The following is a 12,922-nucleotide window of genomic DNA, read 5'->3' as shown; positions in this document are numbered from 1 at the left end:
GCCCAACTACCCCCGCACCCCGCACAGATGGAGCAGCGCGGCGACCCGCCGGTAGGGGTCGGTACGCCCGGCCCGGTCCTCGGCGGCCAGCAGCCGGTCCAGCTCGTCGGCCGAGGGCAGCTGCACGTCGTTGGGCACGTTGTCGGTGAAGACCCGCACGCCGTACCAGGCGTGCAGCGGCGCGGCGATCCCGTCCAGCGTCCGCGTCAGCGTGTCGAGCCGGTCGGCCCGGACGGACAGCCCGAGCCGGTTGGTGTACGCGTCGGTGTCGAAGGAGGCCAGCGCCCCGTCCCAGTCCCCGGCCAGCCCCGGCCGCATGGCCAGCGCGTCCGCGTTCCGTACGAGCAGCGACAGCAGCCCCCCGGGCGCGAGCATCCGGGCCAGCCCCGCGAGCATCGCGTCGGGCTCCCGGACGTACATCAGCACCCCGTGGCAGAGGACCACGTCGAAGGAGCCGGGCAGGAAGTGGACGCCGGTCTCGTTGCCGTCGCCCTCGACCAGCCGCACCCGCTCGCGGATGCCCTCCGGCTCCGTCAGCAGCGCCTCGCGCGCCACCCGGAGCATCTCGGGGTCGGACTCCAGCCCCGTCACGGTGTGCCCGGCCCGGGCCAGGCGCAGGGCCTGGGTGCCCTGGCCCGTACCGACGTCGAGGACACGCAGCCGCTGGCCGACCGGGAACCGGCCGGCTATCTGCTCGTCGAGCTGACGGGCCACGAGCTCCTGGCGCACGGTGTTGCGCAGACCGCCCAGGCCCCTCAGCCAGTTGCCGGAGGCGCCGCTGAAAGCGGCGACGTCCGTGCTCAGGGCCGTTCCCCGCGCTTGACCTGCGGCTTCGGCAGCCGAAGCCGGCGCATCTGGAGCGTACGCATCAGGCCGTACGCCACCGCGCCCTTGGTCGGCTCGTCCTGGAAGCGCTCCTTGAGCTGCTTCTTCAGACGGAAGGCCAGACCGATGGAGTCGACCACGATCAGCACGATCACGGCGAGCCACAGCAGCAGCGCGATGTTCTGCAGACTGCCGATCCGGACCATCGACAGGACCAGGATGATCACGGCGAGCGGCAGGAAGAACTCGGCGATGCAGAACCGCGAGTCGACGTAGTCGCGCACGAACTTGCGTACGGGACCCCGGTCGCGGGCCGGCAGATAGCGCTGGTCGCCGTTGGCGAGCGCCTCGCGCTGCTTGGCCAGCTCGATCCGGCGGACCTCGCGCTGGCGCTTGGCGGCCTCCTTGCGGTCGGTCGGCACGGTCGACGCCCGACGGCGCTGGGTCTGGGCCGCACTCCGCTTGGGCGTGGGCCGGCCCTTGGGGGCCTCGGGGTCGCGGGGCTGCTTGGAGAGGTCCGCCGTCACCTTGTCGGTGGGGGCCTTCGCTTCGTTGGAACGGCTACGGAACACAAACACCAAGGGTACGGGGTCGCGGGCAGGGACCACAGGCCGGTGGGGAACGATCCGGCAACGCCTTGCGTCACCAGGGGTGTGGACGGGCGCGGACGCGGGAAGTAAGTGCCCGGTCCCCGACCGTCACCTACTCCCTGCGCCGGAGCGCGCGGGGACGCAGTCGTCCTTGGGGATGACCGCATCCACGTCCGAACAGTGCGGTAATGGATGCAGGGCCCGTACTGTGGGTTCTGTCGCAAGCTGGAGCCGGAGTCCGTCAGAAGGGGGCGCGCGAAGCCCATGAGCGGTGTCATGAAGCGTATGGGGATGATCTTCCGCGCGAAGGCGAACAAGGCCCTTGACCGGGCCGAGGACCCGCGCGAGACCCTCGATTACTCGTACCAGAAGCAGCTGGAGCTGCTCCAGAAGGTGCGCCGCGGCGTGGCCGATGTGGCGACCTCCCGCAAGCGGCTCGAACTGCAGCTGAACCAGCTCCAGAGCCAGTCCACCAAGCTGGAGGACCAGGGCCGCAAGGCGCTGGCGCTCGGCCGCGAGGACCTGGCGCGCGAGGCGCTGTCCCGCCGCGCCGCGCTCCAGCAGCAGGTGACCGACCTGGAGACGCAGCACCAGACCCTCCAGGGCGAGGAGGAGAAGCTCACCCTCGCGGCCCAACGGCTCCAGGCCAAGGTCGACGCCTTCCGTACGAAGAAGGAGACGATCAAGGCGACCTATACGGCGGCCCAGGCGCAGACCCGGATCGCCGAGTCCTTCTCGGGCATCTCCGAGGAGATGAGCGACGTCGGCATGGCCATCCAGCGGGCCGAGGACAAGACCGCTCAGCTCCAGGCGCGGGCGGGCGCGATCGACGAGCTGCTGGCCTCCGGGGCCCTCGACGACCAGTCCGGCCTCCAGAAGGACGATCTCCAGGCCGAGCTCGACCGCATCTCCGGTGGTACGGATGTAGAGCTGGAACTGCAGCGGATGAAGGCCGAGCTGACCGGCGGTACGTCGGGCCAGCAGGCCATCGAGGGCGGCACCGGTGCCCCGCAGGACCGTCCGCAGCAGCAGACCCCCCGCTTCGACAAGCAGTAGGGCCGAGGGCCAAGGAGGAGTCGCCATGATCGTGCGGATCATGGGGGAGGGCCAGGTGAAGCTGGCCGACAGCCACTTCACCGAGCTCAACAAGCTGGACGACGAGCTGCTGGAGCAGATGGAGGCGGGTGACGAGGAGGGCTTCCGCCGCACCCTGGCCGCCCTCCTCGACGCGGTCCGGCGACTGGGCGAGCCCCTCCCGGACGACGCCCTTGAGCCGTCGGAGCTCATCCTCCCGGCGGAGGACGCCACCCTGGACGAGGTCAGGGACATGCTCAGCGACGACGGTCTGATCCCGGGCTAGCCGGAGCGACGAAGGGGCGGGCCCGCTGAGCGGGCCCGCCCCTTGTCCCGCCCGGTCGGGCCTCAGCCGCGGTTCAGCCGGGCCAGGAGCAGGTTCGGGTCCGGCTCGGTGGCGAAGTACGAGGCGCTGGGCACGTAGACCGTCCGGTCGCTCACGGCCACGGAGGTCGGGTTGGTGAGCCCGTCCTGCTGGGTGAGGACGACGGAGTGGGTGCCGTCGGGGCGCACCACGGCGACCTCGTTGGTGCTGTCCACCGCGGCGAGGACGGTGTCCCCGTGGCGTGAGGTGAACGCGAAGTCGTCGATGCCGTCGAGGTCCGCCGCCCGGACCTGGATCCGGCCCGCGGAGCCGTGGCGGCGTACCGGGATGCGCAGCAGGGTCCCTCGGTCGGTGTTGGAGACCCAGACGGCGCCGTCGTGGACCTTGATGCCGTTGGCGCCGAAACCGGTGCCGGACGGGACCGGGTCGAGGGCCGTCCCGGTGGCCCACGCGGTGCGCCTGCCTCCTGTCACCGGTGCGCGCCAGACGACTCCCAGCACCGAGTCGGCGGCGTAGAGCACGCCCCGGTGCTCGTCGAGGGCGAGGCCGTTGGGCAGCCCGTTCGGCGGCAGCTTCACGATCTGCCGGGGTCTGCCGCCGTGGGGCGCGATGCGCCAGATGCCGGTCTTGCTGGTGCCGGTGGCGTAGTTGACGTAGAGGGTGCCGTCGTGGGCGCGGGCGATGCCGAGGACGACGGCGTTGTGGACGAGGGGGGTGTTCGGGTGGGCGACGGCGGGCAGGGTGACCCGTCTGCGGATGTCCCCGTGCCGGGTGACGTTGGCGACCTGACGGGCGAAGGCGAAGGTCAGATCGGCGGAGCCGTCGGGTTCGAGCGCGATGTTCTCGGGTGTCTGGCCGGCGGTGAAGTCGAAGTGGGCGACCACACGCGGATGCGACACGATCGGCTCGTCACCGGACGCGGGAGCCGACGCGAGTACGCCGAGGGCGACGGCGGTCACGGCGATTCCGGCCAGGTGCGGGAGTCGGGGCATGGACCTCTCCTTGGGCTGCGGCACGGGCCACCGGTGTGGCGCCAGAGGCAGACTGCGGTACACCGGCCGGTGACCGCCGCAGTCGCGGCCGGGAGATCGCCCTCGTGGCCTAGGGATCGAGCGGGGAAGTTCCCCGGGCCCGCACCCCCGCCGTGCGCGAGGACCACCGCCCGCCGGCCCTCGCTGCATCGGGCCGGTCCCCGGCCGGCCGGGCATGCGAGGGCGTCCCCGGTGGGCCGGGAGGTCGCTCTCGTGGCCCGGGGACCGGGCGGGGAAGTTCCCCGGCCCGCACGGGCGGCCGACCGCGCGGACCGCCGCCGCCGGTCCCGGGCCGGCCGGGCACGCGGCGTCCCTGGTGGGCCGGGAGATCGCCCTCGTGGCTCGGGGATCGAGCGGGGCAGATCCCCGGGGCCCGCACCGCCGCCGTGCGCGCGGACCGCCGCCGCCGGTCCCCGGCCGGCCGGGCGCGCGGGGGCGGTCCCGCGCGTCGGGCGCGCCCCGTACCGTAGGGAGGCGTGACGTTCGCCCGCATCCACGGATGGCTCCGCGCCCACCCCCTCGCCGGGGACGCCGCTCTCGCCGGGGTCGTCCTCGTCTGCATGGTCGTCGGTTCCTTCGCCGACCCCCACGGCTCCAACGGCCCCGTCTTCGGGACCCGGACCCCCAGCGTGACGGCCCTCGTCCTCGCGGTGCTCGGCGCCGTCTCACTGGCGCTGCGCCGCCGCAACCCGCTCGCGGTCCTCGGGCTGACCGGCGGCGTCACCGTCGCCGACCTCCTCGCGGGCAACTCGCCCGCCCCCATCGCGATCGCCCCCGTCGTCGCGCTGTACACGGTCGCCGCGCACACCGACCGCGCCACCACCTACCGCGTCGGCATCACCACCATGGGCGTCCTCACGGCCACCGCGATGGTCTTCGGGGACGCGCCCTGGTACGCGCAGGAGAACGTCGCCGTGCTCGCCTGGACCGGGCTCGCCGCGACCGCCGGGGACGCCGTCCGCAGCCGCCGGGCCATCGTCGAGTCCATCCGCGAGCGCGCCGAACGGGCCGAGCGCACCCGCGAGGAGGAGGCGCGGCGCCGGGTCGCGGAGGAGCGGCTGCGCATCGCCCGCGATCTGCACGACGTCGTGGCCCACCACATCGCGCTGGTCAACGTCCAGGCCGGGGTCGCCGCGCACGTCATGGACAAGCGCCCCGACCAGGCCAAGGAGGCCCTCGCGCACGTACGGGAGGCCAGCCGTTCGGCGCTGAACGAGCTGCGGGCCACCGTCGGCCTGCTGCGCCAGTCCGGCGACCCCGAGGCGCCCACCGAGCCGGCCCCGGGCCTCGCGCTCCTGGACGATCTGCTGGGCGGTTTCCGCCGGGCGGGGCTGCCGGTCGAACTCGCCGCCCTCGATCCGGCCGTACGCGCGGGACTTCCGGCGGCCGTGGACCTCGCCGCGTACCGGGTGATCCAGGAAGCCCTCACCAACGTACGCAAACACGCGGGCCCCAACGCGCGGGCCGAGGTCAGCGTGGTGCGGGTGGGGCCGAACGCGGAGGTCACGGTCATCGACAACGGCACCGGTCCGGGCGACGGCGCCACCGGGGGCGACGGTGGCGGCCACGGCCTGCTCGGGATGCGCGAGCGCGTCAGCGCGCTGGGCGGCACCTGCACGGCGGGACCCCGCTACGGCGGCGGCTTCCGGGTGCAGGCGATACTTCCCCTCAAGGCGGCCGACACGGCCCGCACGGCGGAGGCCCGCAAGGCGGCCGAGGCCGTCCGGGCGGCCGAGGGACCGGGGGAAGGCTGCGTATGACGATCAGGGTGGTACTCGCGGACGACCAGGCGCTGCTGCGCTCCGCGTTCCGGGTGCTCGTCGACTCCGAGCCGGGGATGCTCGTGGTGGGCGAGGCGTCCGACGGGGCCGAGGCGGTCGCGGTGGCCCGGGCGACCCGGGCCGACGTGGTGCTGATGGACATCCGGATGCCCGGCACGGACGGGCTCGCCGCGACCCGCATGATCAGCCAGGACCCGGAGCTCGCCGATGTCCACGTCGTCATGCTCACGACCTTCGAGGTCGACGAGTACGTGGTGCAGTCCCTGCGGGCCGGTGCCTCCGGCTTCCTGGGCAAGGGCGCCGAGCCGGACGAGCTCCTGAACGCCATCCGGATCGCGGCGGCCGGTGAGGCGCTGCTCTCGCCGGTGGCGACCAAGGGGCTCATCGCCAGCTTCCTCGCCCAGGGCGGCAGCTGGGACGGCTCGGGCGAGCCGCCCGGCGCCCACGCGGAGCGCCTGGCGGCCCTCACCGGCCGCGAGCGCGAGGTCCTCGTCCAGGTGGCGGGGGGCCTGTCCAACGACGAGATCGCGGAGCGCCTGGTGGTCAGCCCGCTCACGGTCAAGACCCACGTCAACCGGGCGATGGCGAAGCTGGGGGCGCGCGACCGGGCCCAACTGGTGGTGATCGCTTACGAGTCGGGTCTGGTACGGCCCAGGGTCGAATAACCGGACACCCTCTCCGGCCCGGCCCGGTTTGTCCGCGGGGCGGTGGGTGGCCGGGCGCGCGGTTCCCAGCGCCCCTGGCAACGCCCGTGGCTGAGCCGATTGCTCCGGCTGCGGCGGACTACTCAAGGGGCGCGGGGAACTGCGCGACCAGCCACCCACCCGGCCGCGGACGAAAACCGGGCCGGGACGGGGCGCCTACGGCAGCGCCAGCATCCGCTCCAGCGCCAGCTTCGCGAAGCTCTCCGTCTCCGCGTCCACCTGGATCCGGTTGACGAGCTTGCCGTCCGCCAGCGACTCCAGGGTCCACACCAGGTGCGGCAGGTCGATCCGGTTCATCGTCGAGCAGAAGCAGACCGTCTTGTCGAGGAAGACGATCTCCTTGTCCTCCGCGGCGAATCGGTTCGCCAGACGGCGGACCAGGTTCAGCTCCGTGCCGATGGCCCACTTCGACCCGCGCGGCGCGGCCTCCAGGGCCTTGATGATGTACTCCGTCGAGCCCACGTAGTCCGCCGCGGCCACGACCTCGTGCCGGCACTCGGGGTGCACCAGCACGTTCACGCCCGGGATCCGCTCCCGTACGTCGTTGACCGAGTCCAGCGAGAACCGGCCGTGCACCGAGCAGTGGCCCCGCCACAGGATCATCTTGGCGTCGCGCAGCTGCTCGGCGGTGAGGCCGCCGTTCGGCTTGTGCGGGTTGTAGAGCACACAGTCCTCCAGCGACATGCCCATGTCGCGGACGGCGGTGTTGCGGCCCAGGTGCTGGTCCGGCAGGAAGAGCACCTTCTCGCCCTGCTCGAAGGCCCACTCCAGCGCCTTCTTGGCGTTGGAGGAGGTGCAGATGGTGCCGCCGTGCTTGCCGGTGAAGGCCTTGATGTCGGCGGAGGAGTTCATGTACGAGACGGGCACGACCTGCTCGGCGATCCCCGCCTCGGTCAGCACGTCCCAGCACTCGGCGACCTGCTCGGCCGTGGCCATGTCGGCCATCGAGCAGCCGGCGGCCAGGTCCGGCAGCACGACCTTCTGCTCGTCCGAGGTCAGGATGTCCGCGGACTCGGCCATGAAGTGCACACCGCAGAAGACGATGTACTCGGCCTCCGGCTTCGCGGCGGCGTCCCGGGCCAGCTTGAAGGAGTCACCGGTCACGTCGGCGAACTGGATGACCTCGTCGCGCTGGTAGTGGTGGCCGAGGACGAAGACCTTGTCCCCGAGCCTCTCCTTGGCCGCGCGGGCGCGTGCCACCAGGTCCGGGTCGGACGGGGACGGCAGGTCGCCGGGGCACTCCACACCGCGCTCGCTCTTCGGGTCGGCCTCACGGCCGAGCAGCAGCAGGGCGAGCGGCGACGGCTGGACAGCGAGATCCTGCCTGGGCTGGGCGGTGGTCACGTCACGCACCCTTTCTCTTTCGCAGACGAGTTTTCGTCTAAATGACGCTATCTATCATAACTGCTTCACGTCAGTTTGACGATGGCCATAGCGTCGATGTGACACACCCCGCTTCGCCCGGGCCGCGTCCCGGCGGCAGCGGTGTTTCCCCGGGGGAGACCCGGCTCTCCCCGGTTCTCCCCAGGCCTTTTCCGGCCCGCGCCGGGGTGTGCGAGCATGAAGGTGGACCCCGGCACGGCCGCGGCCCACGCACGGCCCGGAATGAATCCGGCGCCCCGCCGGTTGCAACCGTCGGCAAGCAGTCTCCGTACAACCCGGGAGAGAAGCAGATGTCCGTATCGGACGAGACCACCACTGTGAGCGACGGCATCCTCCTGTCCGACGCCGCCGCGGCCAAGGTCAAGGCCCTCCTTGACCAGGAAGGCCGGGAAGACCTCGCCCTGCGCGTCGCCGTCCAGCCCGGCGGCTGCTCCGGCCTGCGCTACCAGCTCTTCTTCGACGAGCGCTCGCTCGACGGCGACGTCGTCAAGGACTTCGACGGCGTGAAGGTCGTCACCGACCGTATGAGCGCCCCGTACCTGGGCGGCGCCTCGATCGACTTCGTGGACACCATCGAGAAGCAGGGCTTCACGATCGACAACCCGAACGCGACGGGCTCCTGCGCCTGCGGCGACTCCTTCAGCTAGAGCGCGCCAGCACGACGAGGAAGGCGGGCTCCCCCTCGGGGGTGCCCGCCTTCGTCATGTGCGGCGCCGCTCGCTCAGCCCTTCGGCAGCGGCTTGCCGGTGTTGGCGTCGACCACCTCACGCGCTCCCAGCGTCTGGTGCAGCGTCACCGTGACCGTCTCCTTCTTGGCCACCATGGCGCAGATCTTCTTGGGATCGTGGTGCGCGATCCCCACCGTGACCCGGACCTGGTCGCCGCTCTCGTCCGCCGTCGCCGCGTAGGTGTCGCAGATCCCGCCCCAGAAGGTGACGGTCAGGGTGCGGCCGTCCTGGTCCACCGCGTACGACACCAGCGCCTGGTGGCCGGACGGGGACGACCCGGACGGCGCGGGCAGGGCGGTGCCCGGCCCGGCCGGCGGCGCGGGCGGCTTCGCCAGGTACTTCGGGGCCAGCGCCGGGGCGGTGACGGTGACCGGCCGCTCGGCGCCGGTCGGCTTCACCTGGAAGAGCCAGGACGGTACGAGGATCTGCTGTCCGTCCACGTACTGCGCGGAGAGCCCGAACACCGCCTTGTCGACGGTCACCGTCGAGGGCGTGCCCTGCTTGCACGGCTGCCGGCCCGGGCCCTGGGGGTCACTGGGCAGCTTGCGCTGCGGATCGCTCGGCAGCCGGCCCCGGGTGGGCTCGCCCTGCGGGTCCTCCAGCGGCACCGGGCCGGTGCAGTCCTTGCCCGTCGGGCGTCCGCCGCCCGATCCGTTGAGCTGCTTCAGGGTCTCCTCGGCGCTCAGCACCGGATAGGTGGCGCCCTTCCGCGGCGCCTTCAGCAGGCCGCTGCCGCCGACCACCTGCCCGTCCGGGCCGACCTGGATGCCGGTCGTCCAGCCGAAGGTGGGCAGACCGCCGATCACCGGGTCCGCGTTCACCACCCGGGCCGGGCCCATCAGCTGGGACGCGTCGAGCTTGGCGTCGTCCTGGCCCAGCGCCTTCAGTACGGGCCGGGCCGCCGCCTCGGCGGCCTGCTCGCCGGGCGGGGAGCCGTGGCTCGTCGGGTCGTGCTCGCCCGGGGCCACGCCCTGCCCGGTGGTGTGCATGGGGCATTTGCTGCCCTGGGGGCAGTTGTCCGTGCCGCCGGCGCCGTAGCGGGCGAACGTCCAGCTGCCCGGCGCCTTCTGATTGACCGTCAGTACGGGGCCGCCGCCGTCCTTGGTGACCCCGGCCTTCCACACGTCGCCCTCCAGGCGCGGGGGCCCGTCGATCCCCAGGGCCTTCGCCAGCTTCGCCACCTCGGCCTCGGCGACCGTACCGGCCGGCCGGTACACCGCCGCGGTCGCCGGTCCGTCGGGCAGCTTCCCCTCGGCGCGGTAGACCACCCCGTTCGGGTCCGGTTCGCCGGGGGCGATGCCCTCCCTGCCGCTGTCCAGGCCGATCGGCGGCGGACCGTCGTCCCTGCCCGCCCCGGCCTTCGCGTCCGCGGCGCCTCCCGCGGCGGGCGAGCCGCCCGAGGCGGTGGAGGCCCAGTAGGCCCCGCCGCCGCCCGCGACCAGCACCGCCGCCGCGACCGAGGCGAGGACGAACGGCGACCGTCGCGTCCGCCGCCGTGGCGACTCATCCTGCGTGTGCTCGCTGCTCACCGCATCGCTCCTGTCCAGTCGTATCCCGCATCCCCTTTACGGGGGACAGGCCTTGGACGGAGTGGGGGAGCGCGCGGTTCCCTCCGCGCGCCACCCCGTCACCCGGGTCCCGCCGGGGCCGCCCCCGGAGCGGTCCGGGGCAGGGTTCAGTCGCCGTACTCGGACATGGTGGCGATGAGCTCCACCGAGGACGGCGGTACGGACACCCCGTGGATCCGCGAGGGCGGCACGGGCGCCGGCGCGGTGGCCGCCGGGACCACCCAGTGGGGGGCCATTCGGGCACAGGCGCCGCGCAGCTCGGCGAGGCTCGGTTCGGCCGTGACGGCCGGTGTGACGTTCCCGGTGCGCTTCATGGTTTCCATATTCCGCACCGTAGCCAGCGGGAACCATGCGGAAAAAGGCCTACTATCGGGTAGATTCAGCCCTTCGGCACAGTCGCGTCGACCCGGTAGCGTTAGTTGTCAACAGTCCTCCACGCAGGAGTGTCCTAGCCGTGCGTATCGCAGTCACCGGCTCCATCGCCACCGACCACCTCATGACCTTCCCCGGCCGATTCGCCGACCAACTGGTCGCCGATCAGCTGCACACGGTCTCCCTCTCCTTCCTCGTCGACAACCTCGACGTGCGCCGGGGCGGTGTGGGCGCGAACATCTGCTTCGGGATGGGCCAGCTCGGCACCGGGCCGATCCTCGTCGGCGCCGCCGGCTCCGACTTCGACGAGTACCGGGCCTGGCTGGACCGGCACGGGGTCGACACCAACTCGGTCCGTATCTCCGAGGTCCTGCACACCGCCCGCTTCGTGTGCACCACGGACGCCGACCACAACCAGATCGGCTCCTTCTACACGGGCGCGATGAGCGAGGCCCGCCAGATCGAGCTCCAGTCGGTGGCCGAGCGCGTGGGCGGCCTCGACCTGGTCCTGATCGGCGCCGACGACCCCGAGGCGATGCTGCGCCACACCGAGGAGTGCAAGACGCGGGGCATCCCCTTCGCGGCGGACTTCTCCCAGCAGATCGCCCGGATGTCCGGCGACGACATCCGTACGCTCCTCGAAGGCGCGAAGTACCTCTTCTCCAACGAGTACGAGAAGGGGCTCATCGAGTCCAAGACCGGCTGGAGCGATGAGGAGATCCTGGGGAAGGTCGGCTACCGCGTCACCACCCTCGGCTCGCGCGGTGTGCGCATCGAGCGGACCGGCGAGGGCGCCATCGAGGTCGGCTGCCCGGAGGAGGACGCCAAGGTCGACCCGACCGGCGTCGGCGACGCGTTCCGCGCGGGCTTCCTGTCGGGCCTGTCCTGGGGGGTGGGCCACGAGCGGGCCGCGCAGGTGGGCTGCATGCTGGCCACGCTGGTGATCGAGACCCTCGGCACCCAGGAGTACCAGCTGCGGCGCGCGCACTTCATGGACCGCTTCACCAAGGCGTACGGGACCGACGCGGCGGACGAGGTACGGGCGCACCTCGGCTGAGGCCCGCCCGGCCGGGACCGGGGCGGGGCGCTCGCGCGTCCGCCCCGGTCGCGCCGCCGCCGGGCCGGGTGCGCGGGGGCCGCGCGCGGTTGCCCGCGCCCCCGGGTGCGCCGGGACTCACGCCACGCGCCGCACCACGTACGCCGAACCCCGCTCCCGCGCCTCCTCGCCCACGTACTCCTGCCCCCGCATCGCGCACCACGCCGGGATGTCCAGGCGGGCGGCCTCGTCGTCGGCGAGGACCGTGACCGTGCCGCCCACTGGGACGTCGGCGATCACCTTGGCGAGTTCGATCACCGGGATCGGGCAGCGCTTGCCCAGGGCGTCGAGGGTCAGATCGCCCGAGGGCGCGGCGGGCGCCGGGGAGGACACCGGGGCGCCCAGCCGCGCGCGCACCGACGCCACCACCCCGGGCAGCACCTCCAGGAACCGGTCCACGTCGGACGCCTCGGTGCCGAACGGCAGCGACACCCGGACGTTCCCCTCGCTCAGCACCCCCATCGCCCGCAGCACATGGCTCGGCGTCAAGGTGCTGCTCGTACAGGACGAACCGGACGAAACCGAGAAACCCTCCCGGTCCAGCTCGTGCAGCAGGGTCTCCCCGTCGACATAGAGACAGGAGAAGGTGACCAGATGCGGCAGCCGCCGCACCGGGTCCCCGACCACCTCCACGTCCGGCACCAGCCGGGCCACCTCCGTGCGCACCCGGTCGACCAGCCCGCGCAGCCGCTCCGCCTCGGCCGCCGCCTCCGCCCGTACCGCCCGCAGCGACGCCGCCGCCGCCACGATCGCCGGGAGGTTCTCGAAGCCGGCCGCCCGGCCCGACTCCCGCTCGTCGGCGGGGCCCCGCGGCGCGAACCGGACGCCCTTGCGGACCGCCAGCAGCCCCACTCCCGCGGGTCCGCCCCATTTGTGCGCGCTCGCGGCCAGCAGCGACCAGCCCTCCTCGACCGGGCCCCACGCCAGCGACTGGGCCGCGTCCACGAGCAGCGGCACCCCCGCCTCTTGGCACGCCGCGGCCACCTCGCCCACCGGCTGCGCGGTGCCCACCTCGTGGTTGGCGGACTGCAGGCACGCCAGCGCCGTGTCGGGGCGCAGGGCGGCGGCGTACGCGGCGGGGGAGACCGCGCCGGTCCGGTCGACCGGCACCTGGGTCATCTCGCCGCCGTCCGCCTCCAGCGCCCCGCCCGCGTGCAGCACCGAGGAGTGCTCCACCGCCGAGACGACCAGATGGCGGCCGACACGCCGGCGCCCGGCGACGGAACCGTAAATTCCGGAGTGCACCGCCCGGGTACCCGAAGAGGTGAACACGAGCTCGTCCGGGCGGCAGCCGACGGCCTCGGCCGCGGCCTCCCGGGCCGCGTCCAGCAGCAGCCGGGCCCGCCTGCCCTCGCGGTAGAGCCGGGCCGGGTCGGCCCACCCCTCGTCGAGGGAGGCCACCAGGGCCTGGCGGGCGACGGGGTGCAGGGGGGCGGAGGAGGCGG

General features: G+C 73.1%; 13 protein-coding genes. 6 read left to right on the top strand and 7 right to left on the bottom strand.

Translation table 11 applies throughout. The features are described from left to right. Positions 1-6: 6 nt before the first annotated feature. Both ACJA3G_RS15690 and ACJA3G_RS15685 read right to left on the bottom strand, forming a co-directional pair. Entirely contained in the window at positions 7-729 is a 723-nt protein-coding gene (locus ACJA3G_RS15690) for a class I SAM-dependent methyltransferase (RefSeq protein ID WP_406553589.1), read from the bottom strand. Positions 730-800: 71 nt separating this feature from the next. Further along, positions 801-1,397, bottom strand: coding sequence for a DUF3043 domain-containing protein (locus tag ACJA3G_RS15685; protein ID WP_406553588.1), 597 nt, complete (start codon positions 1,395-1,397; stop codon positions 801-803). 282 nt (positions 1,398-1,679) lie between these two features. Here ACJA3G_RS15685 and ACJA3G_RS15680 point away from each other — a divergent pair, with 282 nt between their 5' ends. Both ACJA3G_RS15680 and pspAA read left to right on the top strand, forming a co-directional pair. Continuing rightward, positions 1,680-2,471: a PspA/IM30 family protein gene (locus ACJA3G_RS15680; RefSeq protein WP_406553587.1), complete on the top strand. Its 792-nt coding sequence runs from the start codon at positions 1,680-1,682 to the stop codon at positions 2,469-2,471. A 25-nt stretch (positions 2,472-2,496) separates the two neighbouring features. After that, complete coding sequence (gene pspAA / locus ACJA3G_RS15675; protein ID WP_406553586.1) at positions 2,497-2,775, top strand: PspA-associated protein PspAA; 279 nt, start codon at positions 2,497-2,499, stop codon at positions 2,773-2,775. 62 nt (positions 2,776-2,837) lie between these two features. Here pspAA and ACJA3G_RS15670 read toward each other — a convergent pair whose 3' ends face one another. Next, on the bottom strand, positions 2,838-3,806 hold the full coding sequence (locus ACJA3G_RS15670; protein WP_406553585.1) for a hypothetical protein: 969 nt from the start codon (positions 3,804-3,806) through the stop codon (positions 2,838-2,840). 515 nt (positions 3,807-4,321) lie between these two features. Here ACJA3G_RS15670 and ACJA3G_RS15665 point away from each other — a divergent pair. Both ACJA3G_RS15665 and ACJA3G_RS15660 read left to right on the top strand, forming a co-directional pair. Beyond that, on the top strand, positions 4,322-5,605 hold the full coding sequence (locus ACJA3G_RS15665) for a sensor histidine kinase (RefSeq protein ID WP_406553584.1): 1,284 nt from the start codon (positions 4,322-4,324) through the stop codon (positions 5,603-5,605). Beyond that, a complete protein-coding gene (locus ACJA3G_RS15660) occupies positions 5,602-6,291 on the top strand; it encodes a response regulator (RefSeq protein WP_406553583.1) in 690 nt (229 codons plus the stop codon). The genes ACJA3G_RS15665 and ACJA3G_RS15660 overlap by 4 nt, the downstream gene beginning before the upstream one ends. A gap of 195 nt (positions 6,292-6,486) precedes the next feature. On the opposite strand, the gene nadA is transcribed toward ACJA3G_RS15660, so the two are convergent. Beyond that, on the bottom strand, positions 6,487-7,683 hold the full coding sequence (gene nadA, locus ACJA3G_RS15655) for a quinolinate synthase NadA (RefSeq protein WP_358833657.1): 1,197 nt from the start codon (positions 7,681-7,683) through the stop codon (positions 6,487-6,489). Between the two features lie 320 nt (positions 7,684-8,003). On the opposite strand from nadA, the gene ACJA3G_RS15650 reads away from it, so the two are divergent. Continuing rightward, a complete protein-coding gene (locus ACJA3G_RS15650; RefSeq protein WP_159692765.1) occupies positions 8,004-8,360 on the top strand; it encodes an iron-sulfur cluster assembly accessory protein in 357 nt (118 codons plus the stop codon). A gap of 74 nt (positions 8,361-8,434) precedes the next feature. Here the strand turns inward: ACJA3G_RS15650 and ACJA3G_RS15645 are convergent, their stop codons facing one another. Together ACJA3G_RS15645 and ACJA3G_RS15640 are read right to left on the bottom strand one after the other, a co-directional pair. Further along, the gene (locus tag ACJA3G_RS15645) at positions 8,435-9,970 is read right to left on the bottom strand and encodes a hypothetical protein (protein WP_406553582.1); all 1,536 of its coding nucleotides are present in this window, start codon (positions 9,968-9,970) and stop codon (positions 8,435-8,437) included. Between the two features lie 146 nt (positions 9,971-10,116). Further along, on the bottom strand, positions 10,117-10,332 hold the full coding sequence (locus tag ACJA3G_RS15640; RefSeq protein WP_406553581.1) for a hypothetical protein: 216 nt from the start codon (positions 10,330-10,332) through the stop codon (positions 10,117-10,119). A gap of 131 nt (positions 10,333-10,463) precedes the next feature. Between ACJA3G_RS15640 and ACJA3G_RS15635 the strand changes: the two genes are divergently transcribed. Beyond that, positions 10,464-11,438, top strand: a complete 975-nt coding sequence (locus ACJA3G_RS15635; protein ID WP_406553580.1) for a carbohydrate kinase family protein — start codon at positions 10,464-10,466, stop codon at positions 11,436-11,438. Positions 11,439-11,555: 117 nt separating this feature from the next. On the opposite strand, the gene ACJA3G_RS15630 is transcribed toward ACJA3G_RS15635, so the two are convergent. Further along, a partial coding sequence (locus ACJA3G_RS15630; RefSeq protein WP_406553579.1) for a cysteine desulfurase/sulfurtransferase TusA family protein occupies positions 11,556-12,922 on the bottom strand: 1,367 nt, incomplete at its 5' end.

This window comes from Streptomyces sp. YS-3, from assembly GCF_045257485.1.
Classification (GTDB): Bacteria; Actinomycetota; Actinomycetes; order Streptomycetales; family Streptomycetaceae; genus Streptomyces.
This window is presented reverse-complemented; position numbering and strand designations above follow the sequence as displayed.